The organism is Oleiphilus sp. HI0043, assembly GCF_001634935.1.
This window is the reverse complement of record NZ_LWEY01001600.1, coordinates 37,989-60,573: the sequence shown is the minus strand read 5'-3', so window position 1 is coordinate 60,573 and position 22,585 is coordinate 37,989. Positions and strand designations below refer to the sequence as shown.

The following is a 22,585-nucleotide window of genomic DNA, read 5'->3' as shown; positions in this document are numbered from 1 at the left end:
AACCTCACAATAAAAAACGGACCGTAAAATAGATCAAAACCAAGCTGGCTGAAAATACTAGAAAAACCTTGCCTGAATAGTCTTTAAAGCTGAGACGATAGTAACCCTTTTGATATCCAGTCGTACGATAAAAACCCGCAACAAACATCGCACAAAAAATATATAACATAGGTGTATAAGAACGGCTTAGGAAAAAAGCTGTCGCCAAGTAGCCAAGCATAGAATAAGTTAAGGTACGAGCAATGGACTGTTCAGTAGCACTTGCCTTCTCAAATAAGCTCCCCTTTATTTTCTTATTCCAGATAAGCAATAACATCAGAGCAGAAAATGTTAAGAACCCAACCCATAAATAGTAGCCACTCAAGCCCAGCTCAGAAAACACCAAAACAAAAGAATTATGAGCTGTCAGATAGTGATGATCTGTAAACTGCCCCATACCAACCCCCAAAACCGGCTTCCAGAAAAGCAACTGAAAACCTTCATACCAAGCTTCTAAGCGCCCTTCAGCAGAAGCTTCTTCGGAGTCTATTTCCCTAAACATACTCATTACAACCAAAGCAACAGGTGCTGCAAATGCCCCGGCAATCATGCTCTTCTTTAGGCCATAGCGATTAAAGAACCATAAACCGACTTGAGACATTGTTGCCAACAACGCTCCGCGCGAATTAGTTAAATATATGCCATACAATATAAAGCCAGCTGAAAACATAAACAAAGGTTTGAGAAGGGTATTTGCACGATAAAAAAAGTAGAAGGTAAGTGGCAGGACCATTACCAAGTACATCCCTAGATCATTCGGATCATTGAAAATTCCCAAGTAAGTAATCCTAGTCCCTTGAGATAGAGCCGCACCACTCCAGCCCACACCGTCATTTGATGCCTTTTGGGCCATGCCGTCGTTAACCATAACCAAAGCTGCAACCACCATTAAAAGTAGTGCAATATGCTGCTTCTTTTCAGTATTCACCAGATTTTGAATAATCAGAAAAGGAAGAAAAATCGAAGTTAGATAAGCAGTTAGATTTTCAACTGCATATGCGAAAGAGTTATTAACAAAAGCTGATAAAAATATAACTGGAATTAACCAAAACAATAAATTATTCTGCGGGGCATCAAAACGACGATTCTTGTCAGCAAGCATAAACAATGCAGCAACAATGAGTGAGAATTTTACAAGCGGCAACCCCATAAGCGGCCCAAAGAACTCTTGAGGCCGAATTAAAACAAAAGCCAAGTAGGCTATTAATGCAACAAAGGCCACGCTCCTTAATCGTCCATATAATTTGCAGCAAAATACCTAGGACAAGTCAACAAGCCTTTAAACCAGCTTAGTGTGACCGTACTATCCACATGTAAGCGCTTTAATTCATATATCCCCTGATCAATAGAACTTACAACACCCGATAAATAGGAACAAGCTACTTTAAACCCCGCCTCTTTTGCGGCGTCCATTACATCCTGATTAAATGCCCCGACGCCACCCACAGGATAGGCCAACACCTCACAGCGCCCAATTCGTTTCTCAATAGCATCCTTCGACTGAAAGAGCTCTGCCTTCATACTTTCCACATCTAGATTTGCCAGAACAGAGTGCGTTACAGAGTGTGAACCGAATTCCACCCCCCAATCGGACATTTCCTCGACCATATCCCAGGTCATCATTTTGCTATCAGGGTAACTTTGCTCTCGTTCGATTCCCAGCTCCTCAAAAAGATCCAAGAGTCTTTGTTGTCGTTTATCGTCTGGAATACGCTTCAAGAAACGTAAGAAATCCTCAATTATCGTTTCTACATTGCACAATTGAATTTCAATAGTTTTGTCCGCACCATCCGGGGCTGCACTTAAGGTTCGCCCAATGTTCGACTTAAGGGCATACACCAACCTTTCAGACCAGAGCGTATCAGAAGTACCTATTAAACCCGTCGTGATAAAGATAGTTGGCCTGATATTATATTTCTTAAGGATTGGAAAAACATTGTGGTAAAGGTCATCAAAACCATCATCAAAGGTTAGTGAGACGATTTCTCGATTTCCTGCATTTTCAAAAGCGTCTATAGCTTCAGACAATGGCAAGACATTATAGTTACTCGATAAAAACTTCATTTGGCGATCAAAATCCTCAACGGATGCATCAACCAAGTGTTGATCAAATAAGTACTTATCTACGTCGATATCCATAACACGATGATATGCAAGTATTTTTAAAGATGGAGCTCTAGAATCATACAAACGCAGCAGTGGAAGTAAACCGAGGTGCGAGAATAAACTGCTTAGTAATTTTTTCTTATTCATGAATCATCCTTTATTGCATTTAATGCTCAACACATCCCTACAAACACAATAGTTATTGATAATTGCAGCTCTAGATCAAAGTCCAATTGAGACTAATTCCTACTGACAACTCTTCATATTCCCGCACGGCATTCTGGGAGTTTCGTCTCGTTTCGTGCTGAATGAAGCCTCCCATTCTAAGGCTCGGAGAAAACTGATAATCAGCATCTATTTGATAAGTGGCCGTATAGTCTTTGCCGACTGCTGCCTGCTCCAGGTAGTCAGTCTGATTGAATTCAACATTAAAGCCCATCGAAAAATCCGAGAAAATATCCCGTCCTATTGAGAAGCTGGCTTCCTTTATCTTCTCATCCTCATTTTGCAACTCATAATTCTCATATTCCCATGAAAAGTTAAAACCATAATCATATACTCCAAACTCACGAGCAATACTCAAAGAGGCCACGCGCCGCTTCACAATATCATTTCCATCTGCAGCAAAAGAGCTGATGCCCGGGACCGTAACTTCGAACCCGATTGACGCGTCAGAGATATCTTCCAAATAGCTAAGCGTCACATCATGCAACCAAAGCTGTTGCCGGTTAAAAGATAAACTATAAAAATTTGATTCAGTTTCTGCACTCTCTTCAGGCACTAACTGCGTGCGCCCTGCACTTAAACTAACACTGCCATCAACAAATTGACGAAAAAAACCTACACCCAGCTGAATACGGTCATACTTTTCAGTACCGTCAGCATCCAACATTACTTCATATTGCCCGGTTAAGTTCACACCGGTAATCGAGTTAATTTGGTGAGCAATGGCCGCGGAAAAATCAGCACGCTGCGTATCTGAGGTATTACTTTGAGAATTTTCTACGATTGTATAGCTGCCTTCTCCTGTTAAATATGTAGTTGGAGACACTACATAGGTAATGCTCGGGCCACTGGAAAGAGTATCCCTATGCCCTAGGTTGCCCGGCCTTGCTTGCTCTAGCGGGTCATCAAGAGTCTGGCTACGCGTAAAAGACGTCTGCCAACTTAAGAAATCCTCAATTAGATCAAAGTTTAATAATCCCAACCCTGTACTCAAGGTCGTTTCACCCTCGTAACTACCGCTATAGTAGTGGTCTTTTTCTAGAGTAAAGTTAGCATTGGTTTGAAACGTTTTTCTTTCTTCTACTACACCAGCAGAGAGGGAGAGGGTATGAACGGTATCTTGATCTTTTACGTCACTTGCAAGGCCTATGTTATCTGTGTACTCAACACTATTCGATAACACTGCAGTATACTCGGCTGCCAATACGGGCAAAGAAAGGCCAAGTAAGCATATAAACCTGAGAAGTGAGCACCGATTCATCATAAGTTTAATTATTGTAAACCAGGCCAGCTAGCTTATCTTTTCCAACCACATCAATTGCAGCTTCTACCTGCTCCTGAGTAGCTCGACCATGAGGAACCACTAACACAACCATATCTGCGATTTCGGTCAATATTCTTGCCTCTGACGATTCTGTGACTGGCGGGGCATCAATAAAAATATAGCGATCACTGTATCGTGAACGAATTTCATCAATAAAATGCTGCATCTTATCGGATGAAAAGTACTCTGCAGCACCCTCACTATTATCGCCAATCGGCACAACCCGCAAACGCGGAACACCCGTCGCATAAACGACATCTTTGACATCAAAGCTTGCATGACTTAAATAGTCAGTAATACCAACGCTCGCATCCCCAATAATCAACTGTTCCAAGCTTGGCGCGTATAGGTTTGCATCAATTAACATACTGGTTTTGGCTTTATCCAAAGCAAAAACGCTCGCAAGATTCATCGCGACATAGCTCGCGCCACCTTGATGACAGATAGAAGTCACCATACATACAAAATTCTTTTTATTATTCTTTTTCATTAGCTGCGTTCGCAGCTCTCTAAATATATTTAGAATTTTAGCGTTGGTTTTCTGACCGCTAATTAGCTTAAGGCGCTCCAATTCCTCAATAGTGAACTGATCCACCTCTCCCATACGCCTAATTTCAGCCCGTTCTTGATCACCCGTTTTAAAACCGGCTACGCCCTGACTTTGAGAAATATCACTCATCTAAACCATCCCCAACTTCGCAGCAAATGCCAAACCTATATATGCAGCCAAAATTACAATAGAAAGCGCGACACAAATGATCATATCAATTCTTACAACGCGCTTTGTAAAAGCGGTCTTAATATGAGGAATGACAGCTAAAGTCGTTACATCAAGCTCATGTAAACGTTCAGGAAAACGAATTCGCTGATCAACAAAAATATATGCAACAGCCAAACCTATAATGACCAACAATCCGACTATTGGCCCCAATAAAACAAAGTGTAAAAAACGCAAGCCAACAGGGTTAAGCGGCGGTAAAGCCGGCTCTTGAATACGATAAGTTACACCCTGCCCCTCAACGTTCAATGTCATTGATAAACGAGCCTTCTCTTTTCTCTCAAGCATATCTTCATAGATACGCTTAGTCACTGTATAGTCTCGAGTAAGCTCTGCCTCTTCCGCTCCTCTTTCTGCAATACGTTTGCGCCGGTCAAACTCTTTATCCATCAAGCCCCGTAACGCACTTAAGCGTTTTTCTTTCGTCTGCTTTCGGGTAATAGCGTTCGACAAGCTACTTCGAAGCTCTTGATATAATGGGTTTAATACTGCTTCCTGCTCGTTACCAGCTCCCGAATTATCATTATCTGAGTTCTTATTCGCATCGGCTTGCCTCATAGCATCACGAATATCTTCGATCTGATAAGTTAAACTTACTACATCAGGGTAATCTTCAGTATAGGTTAACAACAAATTATTACGGCTTGCCTCTAGTGATTTAAGGCGTTCACCATACACGTCTGCTTTATATTTCTGGGAAGAAAACTCGGACTCGTTACTTAATTGCCTTTGAACCGCTACAATGGATGTCTCATCTTCGTCGATACTTATTTTTAGCTCTTCTATTTGCGAGCGAATACGACTAATACTTGAATCCACATCACCGTCACGACCATCAAAATTCTGAGACCTGAAGTTCTTCAAGCGCTCTTCTGCCAGCAATAGTTGATCTTTATACTGCTTTACCTGGTTATCGATAAACAAAAAAGCTTCGCGACTTTCCGTACGCTGCTCATCCGTACTTGCACGAATAAAAACATCTACAACCTCATTTATCACCCTGTAAGCGTCATCAGCCGTTGAATCTGAATAGGCTACTTTAATGTAACCAGCCCCCAGACCTCTAACTTGAACTTTAGAACGCAGACTATTTATCTGCTGCCCCAGCTCCTCTGCAGATTCAAAGCTGTCGATCCCATAAACATTTTCAACCACTGTCTTTAGGATCCGAGGAGACTGGATCATATCTCGTACAACCTTCGTATGGTTCTGGACCTTAGATTGCGCAGCCTGAGTCGCTAAAAGTGGCTTTAGTATATTCTGGTTATCGGCAAAGATTGTGGCGGATGTTTCAAACTTTGAAGGCCAGAAAATCCCAGTCACCAATACTGCAAAGCTCACGACAGTGAACCCAAACAAGCATAAAAACTTTCTCTGCCACAACTCTCGAAAAATGACACCGATATAACGAATTAACAGCGCAAAATCCATATTCGTCTAGAAGCCTCTCTCTGGAACAGTAATAATGTCTTGCGGGTAAAGGGTATAATTGGAATCCAGAATTCCTTTTTCTAATATATCATTCAAATAGATCGGGTAAACTTTTGCTCCTTCAGCTGTCTGACGATACAACTTAGACCCGTCGCCATCTGCAAATACAGTTACACCACCCGCTTCTAACACCACATCTAAAACTGTAATACCTTTACGATAAGGGATCGATCTTTGTTGCTGCACCGCACCGGTTACTCGAATTCGATGAATAAAATCCGCACTCGTTGGATTGGAGACAATCACCGTTACTTTGGGGTTGCGAATATAACTATTGAGTTTATCCTCAATAATCGTTGATAATTCAGCGGTCGATACGCCATCCACTTCGATGTCACCAGCCAAAGGTACAGAGATTTTTCCATCCGGGCGCACCAGAACAGATACTGACAGGTCTGGATTTCTCCAAACATTCACTTGTACAGCATCGCCAACACCTAAGAGGTATTCTTCTACAACCCCTATACTGGTTTCAACAGGCTGCTCCTTCACAACATTCTTAGTCGAGCAGGCACTTAGAAAACCCACCAACACAAAACAAATAATTAGTTTTATTTTCATCCTTCGACCCTTTGCCCTTACTCTAATCTTAAAAACGAACAAGCTCTTCGCCCTAACACAATAAACCTACCCTGCTTACGAGCTCGCTTTGACACCCAGTGATTACTACAATAACAGTTTAATGAACACCCTTGCCCAACAACACAACTTCAACCGTTTGTATCACAATCAACACATCCATAAAGAAGCTATGATTCTTAACATAATACAAATCATATTTTAACTTATTTCTCGCATCGTCAACCGACGCGCCATAGGGGTACTTTAACTGTGCCCAGCCCATCAATCCCGGTTTTACTTTATGCCGAGCATCGTAAAAAGGTATTTGTTCTTTCAATTCTTCTACAAACTGAGGCCTTTCTGGACGAGGCCCAACAAAACTCATATCGCCCGTAAAAACATTATAAAGCTGCGGCAATTCATCAAGACGTGTATTTCTGATAAACGCCCCCACTTTTGTTACGCGCGCATCATTTTTAGTCGCCCAAACGGCCTTACCGTCTTTCTCCGCATCTTGAGCCATACTTCTGAATTTATAAATAGAGAACTCTTTTCCATTCAGCCCGACACGCGTCTGACTGTAGAGAATTGGCCCGTCACTTTCTAGCTTAACCGCAATGGCAGTTATCAACATAAACGGCCAGGTAAGCAATAAAATCAGGCTTGCGACGGTCAAATCAAATAACTTCTTTAGAATATCTCGTGCTTGAGAATAGACAAAACCATCTGAGAACAAAGCCCAACCAGGACGAAGCATTGAAATTTCCAATCGCAACAGCTCTCGCTCTATGAACTCAACAGGGTCCGTCACACGAACCCCTCTGAGCTTACAATCCAGCAGTGCATCTATAGGAATCTGACCACCTTCACTGCGGCGGCGCTCATCTGGCGCGACAACTATTTCACTAATATTATGCTGCTTAACAAAGGCCATCCAATCTTCAGGTTCATTGACCAATAAACTGGAATCTACAACCACCTCACCTTGCCCACAAGCCATACAGCCATATAACTGAAACCCTGACTCATCTTTACTAGCTTGAATTCGCTCCATAATATTGGCAGCTGTGTTCCCAGCACCAAAAATTACAACTCGCCGCGTTAACTGAGCCAAATCAACGACTTTATAAAAAAGTACCCTTACCACTAATACGAAGATCAAGGAAAAGGTGATCGCAAACGCTAAAACGCCGCGACCTAAATACATAACAGGGAACAAGTAATAGAGTATCGTCAAGCTTGCGGTACCCAAGAAGAAATAGCTCACAACAGTACGCAAAGCCATCCCGGTCAAGCCTTCTATATAGATACTCGTATAAACCCCCATTGCAAGGGAGCATACACTCAACACCACCGCAAAGGAGATCATCTGAAGTTTAGGTGACTCCAGAATAACATTTACTTCGTCCGCGGCACCCCACATATTTCGCAACTCGACACCGGCAACAACCGCCAACATCAACAAGCAAAATTCAACCGCCCCTAAAACGAGAAACTTACTATGCAAATAATGATTTAAAACACGTACGTGAGCCACTAACGATTACCTTGAATGGAACTGAGAATTTTCTACAAACAACCCGGCTAAGCGAAAGAATAACACCCCACCAACACCCTAGCCGGAGAATAATACAGCTGTACGATAAAAGACGTAAATACAGAATTCACCTTTCATCATAGACTATTTCTTTAAATTATCTGCTTCGTCCTTTACTATTCTCTTAGAATTCAGTCTATCCTGAAGAATTAGTTGCGGCATTATGCAATAATCCGTCACCTTTTTTCAGCGTTCATTGTAAGTCATTTGTAAACAGTCGGCGCAAAGTTTTTATTTATTGATGAAAGATCGAGAGACCATGGAAACAAATACACAAATTTGCATTATCGGACAGGGCTATGTAGGTCTGCCACTGGCAGTCGAATTTGGGAAGAAATTCCCAACCATAGGGTTTGACATCAAAGAAGATCGCATCAACGAGTTACGCGAAGGTGTTGATAGCACACTAGAATGCTCATCTGAAGAGCTTGCTGAGAGCACACACCTCACCTTCACAACCCAGCTCGATGATATCAAGAATGCTACCGTCTATATCGTCACAGTTCCTACACCGATCGATGACTACAAAACACCAAACCTAACGCCGCTAATCAAAGCGAGCGAGATGCTTGGCAAAGTAGTCAAAAAGGGCGATTACGTTATTTACGAGTCGACTGTTTACCCGGGTGCAACCGAAGAAGACTGTTTACCACTAATCGAGCAAGGCTCTGGTTTGAAGCTAAATGAAGATTTCTTTGCGGGATACAGCCCGGAACGAATCAATCCTGGCGATAAAGAACACCGTGTCACGAACATTCTCAAAGTTACCTCTGGCTCAACGCCCGAAGCGGCAACTTTTATTGATGACCTTTATAAAAGCATCATCGTTGCCGGCACGCACAAAGCAGCTTCTATTCGTGTAGCTGAAGCCGCAAAAGTTATTGAAAACACCCAGCGTGACGTCAACATCGCTCTCGTTAACGAGCTTTCTTTAATTTTTGACAAAATGGGCATCGACACCCTGGAAGTACTCGAAGCCGCTGGCACAAAGTGGAACTTCCTCCCCTTCCGCCCAGGCTTGGTTGGCGGTCACTGTATTGGTGTAGACCCATACTACCTAACACATAAAGCGCAATCGATTGGTTACCACCCAGAAATCATTCTTTCCGGTCGTCGTATTAACGACAACATGTCTGCTCATGTTGCCGAGAAAGTATTGAAGCTTATGACCAAGAAGAAAATTCAGGTTGTTGACGCAAACATTCTGGTCATGGGGCTTACATTTAAAGAGAACTGCCCTGATATTCGCAACACCAAAGTGACTGATGTTATTACAGAGCTCCAGGGCTACCACGCCAATATTGACGTCTATGACCCTTGGGCAGATGCAGAAGAGGTGAAGCATGAGTATGGGCTTAACTTGATCAGCGAACCTAAACAAGATCACTACGATGCAGCAGTCATTTGCGTATCACACGACCAGATCAAAGAAATGGGTATCGCAGAAATCCGTAAGCTATGCAAAACCAATAACGTTATCTTTGATGTGAAATATCTATTCGACAAAGATGATGTTGATGCGCGTTTGTAAGCCTCAGCTCGGCATTGAATTAAGAGCCCGGTAGTTACCGGGCTTTTTTGTTATCCGCTTGCGATTCGATAATTAGCACCACATGGCAACCATTGGCACTCACTACATCCTCAGCGCGCTAGGCGGCGCGAGAAAAAAAGGCGTCGATACTCGCCAACTGCTAAAGCAAGCGCGAATATCCGAACTTCAACTCAGAAACCCCAGAGCACGCTTCCCGGTAGAGTCGGTTGCCAAGCTCTATTCAAGTATTGCAGAGACCCTAAATGACGAGTTTATGGGCTTCACTGAAACCCCCATTAAGCTCGGAACCTTTGCCCTCATGGCTGAATGGGTCAGTTACAGTCATAACCTCGAAGAACTATTGCATCGAGGGATTCGCTTCTATAACCAGATCAACAATGAAATAAAGGTTTCTCTTGATGTCGAAGGAGAGCACGTATATTTCACCTCAGAGTTCAACAATCCGGAATTAGATTTCGAGCACTTTTATATCGAGTACTGGCACGTCATTTGGCACCGCTTTGCAAGTTGGTACATTGGCAAACCAATTAAACTAATTGGCGCCTATATTAATTACACCCCCATTGATCATGAAGAATTTGAGCTCTTGTTTCGCTGTAAAACTAACCAAAAGAGCAAATTCAACCGCTTAGTCTTCCATCGGAAGTATCTCGAAGAGCCTTTGATCAAAACTACTCGCGACCTAAAAGTCTTTCTAGCACGCGCGCCGATAGATCTACTTACCATCCCCGGCGAAGACAATAGCCTGACAGCACAAATCAAACTTCTTATAGAGCCCAAGAGCACCCACATCAGCGAAGCAATTAAACTTCCAAATAGCGCTGTCATCTCTCGCCAATTAGGAATCAGTGAACAAACACTACGCCGAAAGCTTCACCTAGAGGGCATTAGCTATCAACAAATCAAGGATAATCTTCGCCTCGATATCGCTAATAAGCTGCTGACCAAGCGCAACCTGACTATCGCAGAAATTTCTCAGCACCTTAACTTCAGCGAACCCCGAGCCTTTTCACGCGCCTATACAAAATGGACAGGCGAAACACCGAAAACCTACCGCGTAAAAAAGATAAAATAAGCGATTAAGTCTATTTATCTGCACCTTTTCAACCAACAAATAAGCGTTTATGTCTATTTAAATTTTATATATTTGTCCTATACAGACATCATAACAAAACACTTATCTGTTTAATTTCAACACCTTAATTAAATATCACACCTTACCTCTCGTATCGAAGCGCACTTTATTTTATAGACATTTCCAAATATCATCGCTGCACTTTTTAGGACAAAAGCGAACCTTTTTCGTTTTAGTCATAATATTAAATTGCCAAAACTTCGCTACACTTGAGCGCTAAAATACACCTATACTTAGTAGCTTTATTTAACGAACTCCTATCACGACAGGCAAGCAAACTAACGGACCGTGCGATGACAACAAGCAAAGACGCCACACCCAAGATCAGCCTAGATAACCCTTTTGGTTCTGACAACGAGCTGGACTTTAGAATCCCCGGGCAAAATGCAGAAAACCCCGGACTTTATGAAGAAACTCTCCGTAAAGGTTACGACCTGATGCAGCGCCCAAGAAAAGCTGCTGGTGTAACGGCCATTACGCGTCAACACAGTAAAAAGCGAATGACGATATGGGAACGTATTTCAGTTCTAACAGATGAAGACCCAAAGGTACTGTTCCAGAACTGGGGTAAAAATCTAGATGGCGCGTCAATCGTCACGGCAGTCGTAAAAATAGACGGCCGAGACGTTGCCTTATACGGTCACGATTTCACCGTCAGGGCGGGCTCTATGGATGCCACCAACGGCACTAAGCTAGCCCGCTTAATGGAGCTTGCGGGTAAACGAAAGATTCCTTTAGTGGGCCTAAACGATAGTGCCGGCGCTTACGTCCCCGCCGGAGTCGGCGGTCTAGACGGTTACGCCGAAGCTTTTACCGCTTTAAGAAAGATCAGCGGTGTTGTACCTAGCATTATGTGCATGTTTGGTTTTAATGCCGGTGGTGGTTCATACCTTCCACGCCAAGGTAGCTTTATGATTCAGCCAAATGATACATTCTTTGGCCTAACAGGCCCTGGTGTGGTGAAAAGTGTACTCGGTGAAGATGTAACGCCTGACGAGCTTGGCGGCCCTGGCGTACATAGCCAAAGTGGTGTCACAGATATCGTGGTAAAAGATGAAGTCAGCGCCTTGAAGAAAGTTCGCCAACTACTCAAATATCTTCCGAACAACAATTCCGAGTTAGCACCCTATCAGGAAACGTCCGATCCGATTGATCGTAAGACCTGGGATATCGACATCCTGCTGAAGAAGGCCTTCAATAGCCCAACCGGTTTCAATACGCCTATTGATGTCACTATCATGATCCAGCAACTTTGCGACCATGGCGACTTTATTGAAATTCAGGAAGAGCGTGCACGTAACACGGTTACAGCCTTGGGTAGAATGGGTGGCAATGTGGTCGGCTTTCTGGCCAATAACAGCGCCGTGTCTTCAGGCCAGATTGATATTGATGCAGCCTATAAGAATGCACGCTTTATCCGCTTCTGTAACCTTTACAATATCCCTGTCATCTTTATGGAAGATACAACGGGTTTCTTACCTGGTAAAGATCAAGAATCAAACGGTATTGTGCAAGCAGGTAGAGCAATGCTTGATTCAATTATTGACCTAAGAACGCCTCGTTTTTTGGTGATCATTCGTAACGCTTTCGGTGGTGCTTACGCTTCTTACAACTGCTATCAGACAGGTGCAGACTTTGTATGCGCCCTGCCTTCTACCAGAGCAGCCGTAATGGGACCAGCAGGTGTAGAATTTGTCTATAAGAAGGAGTTACGCGCTATTCGCGGTGCGGTTAAGACAGGCGAGCAAAGTGCCGAATGGGGCGCTGAGCAAGAAGCCTTACTCGCAAAACGCTATGAAGAAGAATTGATGAACCCAAATGAGGCGTTGAGCCTAGGGTCGATCTCTCAAATTGTTATGCCCAGAGACATGCGCAAGGTCTTGTGCGAACAGCTCAATTTCCACTTATCACACTATACACCTGAGCCACTCGGCGGCGTACAAAGGGAGTCTTTCTAATGAGTAACGAACATTACCTTAACAACCCGCTGACTCATCAAGACCGTCGTTTAGGCCAATCAGACAGCACTTGGGTACGTAGCTTCTCGTGTGAAGACATTCGCCCCTTAATCATTTGTCGTGGCCCTATTCGTAAAGAAGCAATGGATGTATTTGCAGAAATGGGAGTGACGCATTGCGGTATCTTATTGTCTGAAAAAGACAGTATTGTTTATCAAAATGCCTTGGCGCCAGAACTGCGCCAAATCAACAATCCTGACCGCATTCACCGTGTGCCAGACTACAGCGGCGCAGATAAAGAAGAGCGTGTTCAGCGCATAGAACAGATCATTCGCATTGCTAAAGAGAACAACTATAACGCTATTTTTGCCGGCTACGGCTTTATGGCCGAAGACGAAGCGATGGTTGGCGCAATGGAAGAAGCCGGTCTGAACTTTATTGGCCCTTGCTCGGAAACGGTTCATAAAGCAGGCCTAAAAGACGAGGCGAAGCGCACCGCATTGCAAGTCGGCGTCAGTGTAACGCCTGGAATCAACAATGCTACTGCCTTGACACTCCTTAAAAAGCATAGCGATGAAAAGGCGCTACTGTCTTTAGTCAAAAAAGAAGGCTTAGCACTCAACCAAGAACGCTTTGAAAATGCCGACTCAATTGAAGATAAAGCCGACGTCGTGCTTGATGCAGGCTACAAAAAAGGCATCGACCTTTATAGCGTGGCAGAGCTTCAGGAAACCATCCGCGAGCAAGTAATCAAGATTGGCCAGGAGTACCCTGAAAACCGTATTCGCCTGAAATGCATCGGCGGTGGCGGCGGTAAAGGCCAACGCATACTCTCCAGCCCTTCAAGCTTTAAAGGCAGCATCGAAGAGCGCTTAAGCCAAGCAGCAGATGAAGCACCTTCTCTAGTACTTGAGATCCTCAACGAGGTAAAAGCGACAGGCCAAGGCGACAACAAGAATATTCTTGTCGAGTTGAATATCGAAACCACTCGTCACCAGGAAATCCAGGTGATCGGTAATGGTGAATGGGCACTGGCTTTGGGCGGTCGTGATTGCTCTTTGCAGATGCACGAGCAAAAGCTGCTTGAAATATCGGTTACGACCGAAGATTTACAGCATGCGCTTACAGAGTCGTTGCATCGCGGTAGTGAAGCCGAATCTAAAATCCTTAGCCAGGAGATCAAAACCCTTCAGGCGATGGAAAAAGAATCCGAAGTATTTGGTCAGGCTGTAGGTTTGGACAACGTATCCACCTTCGAGTGTATCGTTGACCGCGACAAACACTTCTTTATGGAAATGAACACCCGAATTCAGGTTGAACACCGCGTTACAGAGCTCTGTTATAGCCTGAAATTCGTCAACCCCGACAACGCTGATGACAGTTTTACGGTGCACTCATTGGTCGAGGCCATGGTATTACTCGCTGCACACGGCAAGCGCTTACCCAAGCCCGAGCGCGTATTGCGTCATAATGCTTCGGTTGAAGCCCGCCTTAATGCAACTAACCAAGCTTTGGCACCCCATGCAGGTGGTTTGATTGAACATTGGTCAGATTCGCTTGATGGCGAAATTCGTGACGACCAGGGCATCAGTCTTCACAACCCTGATACAGATGTATTCATGTCCTATCACTTGGCCGGTGCTTACGATAGTAATATCGCCCTACTCCTGACTGTTGGCAACAATCGTCTGGAAAGCTTTGAACAAATGTCTGAAGTACTTCGCCGCACTAAGCTGGAAGGTAAGGATCTAGGCACCAACCTTGAATTCCATTACGGCTTGGTCAACTGGATAATGGGCAACAATATTCATGCGAAACCAACAACCCAGTTTATCGTTCCCTATCTAACGGCTGTAGGCGCGTTAAAAAAACAGGCACAGCAATACGACCTGAACCAGGTTTATGCTGAAGTCTGCCAAGCAAATATTGCTAGCCTTAAATCCAAGGACGACAAGACTGCAATGCAAAGCGTATTGCAACGCAAGCACCTATTGCTTACACGTCCGGTTGAGCACTTAATGCTTGAACCACACTTGTTATCCGGCTGGTTGGCCATGCATCAAACTCACTTCTCGGTTGATAAGAAGGGCAAGGTCTCCTGGATAGAAAACCCGATTAAAGTCCTGGATGAAACTTATCACTTCCTTAACATGGACTTTCACCCGGGAAACAAACGAGAGAACCCAGCGGCCACCATGATCTGGGATCATGACCAGGAAATCCTCAGCGATGCACTTTCCTTCTATAGCACACTTGAAGAAAAACTGGATATTTGCAACTTCAACGACTTAGACAAAGCCCTAAAAGCTGCCAAGCACAGCGATTTTGATACAGCGACCTGGGCCGCAATCAAAGCTGCCCACGCAGGCTATCAAGCTGGCTGCAGAGTACTACTATTACTGCCATACATAGCCGCCAAGACAGGTTTCTTCGAACTGAAAGTCGCTGATGACCTGAGCTTAGTCATTCCTGAGAACTTAACCAATAAAGATTATCAGGAAGCGATGGCGAAGGTCCTAGTACCACCACCTGTCGCGAAAAGTGATGAGATTCTCGCCAGCTCAGGCGGTATGTTCTATTCGCGCGAAGCGCCTGATATGCCTCCCTTTATTGAGGAAGGCCAGCACTTTGAGACGGGAGATCCGCTCTATATCGTTGAAGTCATGAAGATGTTCAATAAAATAGCTGCGCCGTTCTCTGGCACCATTGCTAAAGTGCTGCTTGAAGACGATGGCACCATTATTAAGAAGGGTCAGCCACTGTTCAAAATTGTTCCTGATGAAGAAATCGTTATTGAAACAGACGAGCAGATAAAAGACAGACAAACCAAAGCTTGCACTGAGTTTTTGGCGAATATTTAGGAGAATAAACAATGATTACAGGCTTAGACCACATTGCGATAGCAGTGCCAGATTTACAGAAAGCCATAGAGCGCTTTGCGGAAGACTTCGGCTTGAACCTTAAAGGCCAGGAAGATGTACCTGAAGCAAAAACCAGTGCTGCGTTTTTAGACGTTGAGAAAACCAGTATTGAATTGATTCACCCACTTAACGGTGAAGGCCCTGTGCAGAAATACTTGGAAAAGAAAGGCGGTGGCATTCACCACCTTTGTTTCCGCAGCGACGATATCGAAGCGGATGTTGAGCGTTTGAAGGCAAAGGGTTATCAATTCCTTTCCGATGCACCTTCACCTGGTGCGCACAATTGTAAAGTGATCTTCATCCACCCAAAAAGTGCCGACGGCATTTTAATAGAGCTTAACCAACCCATGGATCAGTAAGCACTTACATAAGCATAACAATAGAGCAGCTATTACTTAACGAGAAATACTATGTCTGATAAAAAGCCTGATTTAGCCGCACAACTCGAGCAATGGGAAGCGCTTGCGACCAAACAAATGAAAGGGGTCAGTCCGGATGAAATGACCTGGCAGACGCCAGAAGGTATTCCCGTTAAGGTGCTCTATACCGAGGAAGATACAAAAGACCTGCCTCACACCCAGACACTTCCCGGTATGGCTCCCTTTGTACGTGGCCCAATGGCAACGATGTACGCCGGCCGCCCCTGGACCATCCGCCAATACGCAGGATTTTCCACCGCAGAAGAGTCAAATGCTTTCTATCGCAAAAACCTGGCTGCCGGTGCACAAGGCGTATCAGTTGCCTTTGATTTAGCGACTCACCGAGGTTACGACTCAGACCACCCACGCGTAACGGGTGATGTAGGTAAAGCAGGTGTGGCGATTGATTCAGTCGAAGATATGAAAATTCTTTTCGACGGCATTCCGCTTGATAAAGTATCGGTATCCATGACCATGAACGGCGCAGTCTTGCCAATCCTGGCTAGCTACATCGTTGCAGCAGAAGAGCAAGGCGTTTCACAAGAACAGCTTTCAGGCACGATTCAGAATGACATTCTGAAAGAGTTTATGGTGCGCAATACCTATATCTACCCACCAAAACCATCCATGAGGATTATTGGCGATATTATCGGCTACACCTCCGAGAACATGCCTCGCTTTAACAGCATTTCAATCTCCGGCTACCATATTCAGGAAGCCGGTGCTGATGCAGCGCTGGAACTAGCCTACACACTTAGCGATGGCAGAGAGTATGTTAGAACTGCACTGAAAGCTGGTTTGGACGTCGATGCCTTTGCGCCTCGCCTTTCCTTCTTCTGGGGCATTGGCATGAACTTCTATATGGAGATCGCCAAGCTCAGAGCCGGTCGCTTGTTATGGCATAAGATTATGGATGAGTTCGGACCTAAGAACCCCAAATCTTCTATGCTTCGAACCCACTCGCAAACATCAGGCTGGTCTTTGACCGAGCAAGACCCTTACAACAATGTGATTCGTACCACCATCGAGGCGATGGCTGCGGTATTTGGTGGCACTCAGTCACTGCACACCAATGCTCTGGACGAAGCGGTTGCACTACCAACAGAATTCTCTGCCCGTATTGCGCGAAATACTCAGATCATCCTTCAAGAAGAAACAGGTATTCCTCAGGTTGCAGACCCTTGGGGGGGCTCCTACATGATGGAAAGTCTCACGCAGCAGATTGCTGATCGAGCTTGGGAATTAATTGAAGAAATCGAGGAAAAAGGTGGAATGGCAAGTGCCATAGAACATGGCATTCCAAAAATGCGAATTGAAGAAAGTGCCGCGAAAAAACAAGCACGCATTGATCGCGGTGAAGATGTCATTGTTGGTGTCAATAAATACCAGCTCGATCATGAAGATGACCTGGATATACTTGAAGTAGACAATGTGGCTGTACGCGAGTCACAAATCAAGCGCTTGGAATCGATTCGTACAAATCGAGATTCTGATGCGGTTAAAGCAGCGCTTACAGCCTTGACTGAGGCAGCGAAAACAGGTGAAGGCAATTTGCTAGAATTGAGCGTAAATGCTGCTCGCTTACGCGCGACTGTTGGCGAAATTTCTGATGCTCTGGAAGAAATATACGGACGTTTTCAGGCGGAATCTCGCACTATTAGCGGCGTTTACGGCGCCTCCTATGAGGGCGATGAAGACTGGCAAGCAATACAGTCTGATATTGAAGCCTTTGAGAAAGCCCAAGGTCGGCGCCCAAGAATGCTGGTCTGTAAAATGGGCCAAGACGGCCATGACAGGGGTGCTAAAATTATTGCCACCTCATTTGCCGATGCGGGCTTTGATATCGACCTATCCCCTATGTTTTCAACCCCTGAAGAAGTCGCCAAGCAAGCCGTCGAAAATGACGTGCATGCCGTCGGTGTCAGCTCACAAGCTGCAGGACACAAGACACTAGTTCCTGAGCTCATTCAGGCGCTCAAAAATCAAGGCGCGGACGACATTATCGTTATTGCCGGGGGAGTGATCCCTAAACAAGACTACGACACACTCTATCAGGCAGGAGTTAAAGGAATCTTCGGGCCTGGTACAAAAGTGCCTTATAGTGTTCGCCAAGTGCTAACGGCGATCAATGAGTCTGCCTAGCTTCCTGGTATGAATATCGATCTTGAGCAACTCAAAAAAGGCCAGCGCCGAGCACTAGCCAAAGCTATTACCTTGGTCGAGAGCAAGCGCGACCAAGACAGAGCGGCTGCTCAACAAGTCTTGAATGAGCTATTGTCAGATACCGGAAATAGCCTTCGTATAGGAATCAGTGGCGTACCGGGGGTGGGAAAGTCTACCTTCATCGAAGCCTTTGGTCGCCATCTGATCGCTAATGGAAAAAAGGTAGCTGTACTCGCTGTCGACCCCAGCTCTCCTCTACGTGGAGGAAGTATCCTTGGCGATAAAACCCGCATGGAAAAACTTGCCCGTGAAGACAATGCCTTTATTCGCCCCAGCCCTTCTGAAGGCGCGCTAGGTGGCGTCGCGCTTAGAACCCGTGAGACAATGCTCCTATGCGAAGCCGCCGGCTACGATGTAATACTCGTAGAGACCGTTGGTGTAGGCCAATCCGAGTATGAAGTCGCCTCGATGGTCGATTTCTTTCTCGTATTGATGCTTCCTAACGCTGGAGATGACTTACAAGGCATCAAACGAGGCATTATGGAGCTGGCGGATGCCTTAGTCGTTAACAAAAGTGATGGTCCTAACCAAGGCTTGGCTCAGCAAACCAAAAACCACTACAGTAATGCCTTTCACCTCTTACAGCACGATGGTTTTTGGAAACCTCAAATTCTCACCTGCTCATCTCTTGAGAACACCGGAATTGAGACTGTATGGGACATGATTCTGGACTACCAGGAACAAGGCAAAAGCCACTCCAATGAAGAAGGCCTTAATCTATTTGAGGATAAACGCGCCCGACAAAATAGAGAATGGTTGAACACCTTGGTAAAAGATATGTTGGAACAGGAGCTTAAAAGTCACCCTCCAGTTCAATCAGCACTACCTAAGCTCCGCTCAGCTGTGCAGGAAAATAGTGTAACCCCCTACTCTGCAGCACATCAAATCATTCAGTTATTTCTCAACAAACAAGACCCGTCTTGACTATTTACCGCCCCTTAGCGAGGACCCTATTGCTATCAGCCTGAGCTAATCACGACAGGCAAGGGTTCGAATATATCTGCCAACGCTAAACTAAAAAAGCCCGATTAAGTAACCGGGCTTGATAACAAACTAAGCTAAATATTATGCTGTTGTTTTCTTGATAATCGCAAGCAAATCGTCCTTTAGCTTAAGGCGCTCTTTCTTACACTTTTCAAGGTACTCGTCAGAGGTGTTTTCTGCACCAGTCTCAATTCTGTGTACTTCATGATCCTTATCATGATACTCATCAAATAAACGAGCAAAGTGATTATCACTCATCTTGAGGTTATGAATAGTCTCTTTATGCTCTGGCAACTCATGAACTAGATCGTGCTTTTCTAACATAGATATATATCTCCTTAGAGGGATTGTTTTTTATCATCTTTTCATAACTCCACTTTATATGAGCCTTAGTCCAAACGAGATGATCTAGGTCAAACAATTAGGTATCTTGAAAATCTTTCTATTGTCAGCCTAGATCAGGCCTAAACGTGAGTTTTCTATACATCAGGTAAAGACTTGTAAGCAAGTCGTGAAATCTAGTCAAATCCGCCTATACCCATTACTCAAACCTAAGAACAGCCTATACACTGAAGTCATTGTTTATGAATAGTTCTTCCAAAAAGCATAAGCACTATGGAAAGACTAAAACCAAATCAGGAAAGAATATGCTAAAAAGAATCATTGCTGTCAGCAGCCTGCTGTTTGCTGCGTCAAGCGTCAATGCAGGCCTCATTAACCCGACCGGCAATGCCGACGGGCTAAACTTTAGCTGGTCGCAACAAGAGTCTGATCAGCTTCAAACGTTTGATGAACAACAGGGCGTTGCGATAGCTCATCAACAGGTTCAAGTTGACTACTTGCTTGGGAGTAACCTGTTCGTTGGTGATACCTTAAGAGGTCAGCAAACTGGCAAAAATTCACCTTACCTAAGTGCAGGCAGTTACAGTTCTCACCTGATTCACTTTGACCCACTAGGCACCTCGAGCGGTAAAGAGACCAAGCAATTAATTGAGTTTGATAGTGACATTGTTGCGATCATCCTCAACGGTAAAAAACTCAATGCGTCGGACAATATATTTGGTGGTACGGGGGCCAATTACGAGACATCAACTTCTCGAAAGTGGGAAAGTAACGATTTTCTAACATTTACTAGCTCCCAGTCGATACTGGTTGATCGCGCAACGGTAGGTCGCTACTGGATTGATGATGCGCGCATCATTACCCAAAGCGTATCAGAACCCTCTTCTATTGCCTTGCTTGGCCTAGGTCTTCTTGGCTTAGTGGGTATTCGTCGCAAGAAAATCTAAGTCTCCTCATCGCAATCATTACCCTGCTTCGAACGATTTAGTCAATTAGTCTGGAGCAGGGATTGCCAAGCCTGCCTTTTTTAGCTAACGTCTAGCCCATTCAGATCGACCCCGTTTTTACTAATTAAGGCTATTTGTATGGCACAGTACGTATTCACCATGAATCGCGTGGGAAAAGTTGTCCCACCTAAGAAAGAAATCCTCAAAGATATCTCCCTTTCATTTTTCCCTGGCGCCAAAATTGGTGTATTGGGTCTTAATGGTGCGGGTAAATCAACACTACTAAGAATTATGGCGGGCGTTGATAAAGACTATATTGGTGAAGCCCGCCCTCAGCCGGGTATCAATATTGGCTACCTCGCTCAGGAGCCTGAACTTAACGAAGAAGCAACGGTCAGAGACAACGTTGAAGAAGGCGTGAGTGAGATTAAAAATGCGTTAACTCGCCTAGATCAAGTTTATGCAGAGTACGCTGAAGAAGGTGCAGATTTCGATGCTCTAGCCGCAGAACAAGCCAAGCTAGAAGCAATCATTGAAACCGGTGATGGTCATAATCTGGAAAGAACACTGGAAGTCGCTGCTGATGCCTTAAGACTGCCACCATGGGATGCTGAAGTTAAACATTTATCAGGTGGTGAAAAGCGTCGTGTCGCTCTTTGCCGTCTATTACTTTCTAAGCCGGACATGCTGCTTCTTGATGAACCGACCAACCACCTTGATGCAGAAAGTGTCGCGTGGTTGGAACGTTTCTTACATGACTACCCTGGAACCGTCGTCGCCATCACCCACGATCGTTACTTCCTTGATAATGTTGCAGGTTGGATACTGGAGCTCGATAGAGGCCATGGCATTCCATTTGAAGGTAACTATTCTCAGTGGCTTGAAAATAAAGAGAAACGTTTAGAGCATGAGCAAAAGCAAGAAGATGCTCGCCAAAAGAGTATTAAATCTGAGCTAGAGTGGGTTCGCAGCAACCAAAAAGGGCGACATGCCAAGAGCAAGGCGCGTCTTAAGCGCTTTGAAGAGCTTAACTCTTCCGACCTACAGAAACGCAACGAGACCATGGAAATTTACATTCCACCAGGGCCACGCCTGGGTGATGTTGTTATCGAGCTCGATGGTGTCAGTAAGCAATACAAAGACAAGCTGCTATTCAAAGATTTGAGCTTTAGTGTTCCACCCGGAAGCATTGTCGGTGTAATTGGTGGTAACGGTGCAGGTAAATCTTCACTATTCAAGCTGCTAGCAGACGTAGAGCAACCCGACTCAGGCACTATTCGTTTGGGTGATACTGTTAAGCTGGCTTTCGTTGAACAAACGCGTGACCTGGACAATTCCAAGACGGTATGGGAAGAAGTCAGTGACGGTAACGATATGATCACTATCGGCAATTACCAAACACCATCTCGTGCTTATGTCAGTCGTTTCAACTTCCGTGGTAATGACCAGCAAAAGAAAGTGAATGAGCTGTCTGGTGGCGAGCGTAACCGTCTACATTTAGCCAACGTGCTTAAGCAAGGTGCGAACGTTCTACTACTCGATGAGCCAACCAACGATCTTGACGTAGAAACACTACGAGCACTGGAAGAAGCCGTCTTGGCATTCCCTGGTTGCGCAATAGTGATTTCGCACGACCGTTGGTTCCTCGATAGAATTGCAACGCATATATTGGCTTATGAAGGCGATAGTGAAGTGGTCTGGTTTGAAGGCAATTACACTGAATACGAAGAAGACTTCAAAGCTCGTAAAGGTGAACAAGCCAAGACACCTACTCGTGTCAACTATAAGAAGCTTGCCTAAGAGCCAAGGCTGCCAAACTAGCTGAAAGCCTGAAACAGCAGTTCTTTTGAGCGATTTGTTCTCAAAAGGACTGCCTAAGCTTGCAGTTACCTGATATAGCACTTATATTCTAATGAATGACTATAATAATTAATCCTCTCTGTTATCCTTCAAACTGGTTTGCAGAACAGAGTTGCCGGAGGC

At 44.7% G+C, this 22,585-nt stretch carries 17 protein-coding genes; 9 read left to right on the top strand and 8 right to left on the bottom strand.

Features of this window, described 5'->3' with window-relative positions:
* Positions 1-4: 4 nt before the first annotated feature.
* The 7 genes from A3729_RS23910 to A3729_RS23880 all read right to left on the bottom strand — a co-directional run bounded on the left by A3729_RS23910 (position 5) and on the right by A3729_RS23880 (position 8,061).
* Positions 5-1,261: an O-antigen ligase gene (locus tag A3729_RS23910; RefSeq protein ID WP_068514001.1), complete on the bottom strand. Its 1,257-nt coding sequence runs from the start codon at positions 1,259-1,261 to the stop codon at positions 5-7.
* Positions 1,262-1,266: 5 nt separating this feature from the next.
* Positions 1,267-2,292 carry a polysaccharide deacetylase family protein gene (locus A3729_RS23905; protein WP_068513998.1) on the bottom strand — a complete coding sequence of 342 codons (1,026 nt, stop codon included), beginning with the start codon at positions 2,290-2,292 and terminating at the stop codon, positions 1,267-1,269.
* Between the two features lie 70 nt (positions 2,293-2,362).
* A complete protein-coding gene (locus tag A3729_RS23900) occupies positions 2,363-3,583 on the bottom strand; it encodes an MtrB/PioB family outer membrane beta-barrel protein (protein WP_197476021.1) in 1,221 nt (406 codons plus the stop codon).
* A gap of 55 nt (positions 3,584-3,638) precedes the next feature.
* Entirely contained in the window at positions 3,639-4,373 is a 735-nt protein-coding gene (locus A3729_RS23895) for a hypothetical protein (protein ID WP_068513993.1), read from the bottom strand.
* Positions 4,374-5,903, bottom strand: a complete 1,530-nt coding sequence (locus A3729_RS23890) for an XrtA system polysaccharide chain length determinant (RefSeq protein WP_068634368.1) — start codon at positions 5,901-5,903, stop codon at positions 4,374-4,376.
* A gap of 6 nt (positions 5,904-5,909) precedes the next feature.
* On the bottom strand, positions 5,910-6,524 hold the full coding sequence (locus A3729_RS23885; protein ID WP_082880615.1) for an XrtA/PEP-CTERM system exopolysaccharide export protein: 615 nt from the start codon (positions 6,522-6,524) through the stop codon (positions 5,910-5,912).
* A 118-nt stretch (positions 6,525-6,642) separates the two neighbouring features.
* The gene (locus tag A3729_RS23880) at positions 6,643-8,061 is read right to left on the bottom strand and encodes a TIGR03013 family XrtA/PEP-CTERM system glycosyltransferase (protein WP_068513987.1); all 1,419 of its coding nucleotides are present in this window, start codon (positions 8,059-8,061) and stop codon (positions 6,643-6,645) included.
* A gap of 319 nt (positions 8,062-8,380) precedes the next feature.
* Here A3729_RS23880 and tviB point away from each other — a divergent pair, with 319 nt between their 5' ends.
* From tviB to meaB, 7 genes are all read left to right on the top strand, one after another.
* Positions 8,381-9,652, top strand: coding sequence for a Vi polysaccharide biosynthesis UDP-N-acetylglucosamine C-6 dehydrogenase TviB (tviB, locus tag A3729_RS23875; protein ID WP_068513984.1), 1,272 nt, complete (start codon positions 8,381-8,383; stop codon positions 9,650-9,652).
* Between the two features lie 82 nt (positions 9,653-9,734).
* The gene (locus A3729_RS23870; RefSeq protein WP_068513982.1) at positions 9,735-10,748 is read left to right on the top strand and encodes an AraC family transcriptional regulator; all 1,014 of its coding nucleotides are present in this window, start codon (positions 9,735-9,737) and stop codon (positions 10,746-10,748) included.
* A 353-nt stretch (positions 10,749-11,101) separates the two neighbouring features.
* Positions 11,102-12,766: an acyl-CoA carboxylase subunit beta gene (locus A3729_RS23865; RefSeq protein ID WP_068513979.1), complete on the top strand. Its 1,665-nt coding sequence runs from the start codon at positions 11,102-11,104 to the stop codon at positions 12,764-12,766.
* A complete protein-coding gene (locus tag A3729_RS23860) occupies positions 12,766-15,627 on the top strand; it encodes a biotin/lipoyl-containing protein (RefSeq protein WP_068513978.1) in 2,862 nt (953 codons plus the stop codon). Before A3729_RS23865 ends, A3729_RS23860 begins: the two co-directional genes overlap by 1 nt.
* Before the next feature lie 11 nt (positions 15,628-15,638).
* Positions 15,639-16,046, top strand: a complete 408-nt coding sequence (gene mce / locus A3729_RS23855) for a methylmalonyl-CoA epimerase (RefSeq protein WP_068513974.1) — start codon at positions 15,639-15,641, stop codon at positions 16,044-16,046.
* A 51-nt stretch (positions 16,047-16,097) separates the two neighbouring features.
* Entirely contained in the window at positions 16,098-18,248 is a 2,151-nt protein-coding gene (scpA, locus tag A3729_RS23850; RefSeq protein WP_068513972.1) for a methylmalonyl-CoA mutase, read from the top strand.
* Positions 18,249-18,257: 9 nt separating this feature from the next.
* Positions 18,258-19,253 (top strand): methylmalonyl Co-A mutase-associated GTPase MeaB, encoded by a 996-nt coding sequence (gene meaB / locus A3729_RS23845; protein ID WP_068513969.1) that lies wholly within the window; start codon positions 18,258-18,260, stop codon positions 19,251-19,253.
* A gap of 141 nt (positions 19,254-19,394) precedes the next feature.
* On the opposite strand, the gene A3729_RS23840 is transcribed toward meaB, so the two are convergent.
* On the bottom strand, positions 19,395-19,637 hold the full coding sequence (locus tag A3729_RS23840; RefSeq protein ID WP_068513965.1) for a YdcH family protein: 243 nt from the start codon (positions 19,635-19,637) through the stop codon (positions 19,395-19,397).
* Between the two features lie 323 nt (positions 19,638-19,960).
* Between A3729_RS23840 and A3729_RS23835 the strand changes: the two genes are divergently transcribed.
* Both A3729_RS23835 and ettA read left to right on the top strand, forming a co-directional pair.
* Positions 19,961-20,602, top strand: a complete 642-nt coding sequence (locus tag A3729_RS23835) for a PEP-CTERM sorting domain-containing protein (protein ID WP_068760543.1) — start codon at positions 19,961-19,963, stop codon at positions 20,600-20,602.
* Between the two features lie 138 nt (positions 20,603-20,740).
* On the top strand, positions 20,741-22,402 hold the full coding sequence (ettA, locus tag A3729_RS23830) for an energy-dependent translational throttle protein EttA (protein WP_068513959.1): 1,662 nt from the start codon (positions 20,741-20,743) through the stop codon (positions 22,400-22,402).
* Positions 22,403-22,585 lie beyond the last annotated feature (183 nt).

Coding starts and splice junctions, on each gene's coding strand:
- scpA (WP_068513972.1), top strand. CDS start 16,098: ATGTCTGATAAAAAGCCTGATTTAGCCGCACAACTCGAGCAATGGGAA.
- A3729_RS23870 (WP_068513982.1), top strand. CDS start 9,735: ATGGCAACCATTGGCACTCACTACATCCTCAGCGCGCTAGGCGGCGCG.
- A3729_RS23885 (WP_082880615.1), bottom strand. CDS start 6,524: ATGAAAATAAAACTAATTATTTGTTTTGTGTTGGTGGGTTTTCTAAGT.
- A3729_RS23905 (WP_068513998.1), bottom strand. CDS start 2,292: ATGAATAAGAAAAAATTACTAAGCAGTTTATTCTCGCACCTCGGTTTA.
- tviB (WP_068513984.1), top strand. CDS start 8,381: ATGGAAACAAATACACAAATTTGCATTATCGGACAGGGCTATGTAGGT.
- A3729_RS23865 (WP_068513979.1), top strand. CDS start 11,102: ATGACAACAAGCAAAGACGCCACACCCAAGATCAGCCTAGATAACCCT.
- A3729_RS23890 (WP_068634368.1), bottom strand. CDS start 5,903: ATGGATTTTGCGCTGTTAATTCGTTATATCGGTGTCATTTTTCGAGAG.
- A3729_RS23840 (WP_068513965.1), bottom strand. CDS start 19,637: ATGTTAGAAAAGCACGATCTAGTTCATGAGTTGCCAGAGCATAAAGAG.
- mce (WP_068513974.1), top strand. CDS start 15,639: ATGATTACAGGCTTAGACCACATTGCGATAGCAGTGCCAGATTTACAG.
- A3729_RS23895 (WP_068513993.1), bottom strand. CDS start 4,373: ATGAGTGATATTTCTCAAAGTCAGGGCGTAGCCGGTTTTAAAACGGGT.
- ettA (WP_068513959.1), top strand. CDS start 20,741: ATGGCACAGTACGTATTCACCATGAATCGCGTGGGAAAAGTTGTCCCA.
- A3729_RS23860 (WP_068513978.1), top strand. CDS start 12,766: ATGAGTAACGAACATTACCTTAACAACCCGCTGACTCATCAAGACCGT.
- meaB (WP_068513969.1), top strand. CDS start 18,258: ATGAATATCGATCTTGAGCAACTCAAAAAAGGCCAGCGCCGAGCACTA.
- A3729_RS23835 (WP_068760543.1), top strand. CDS start 19,961: ATGCTAAAAAGAATCATTGCTGTCAGCAGCCTGCTGTTTGCTGCGTCA.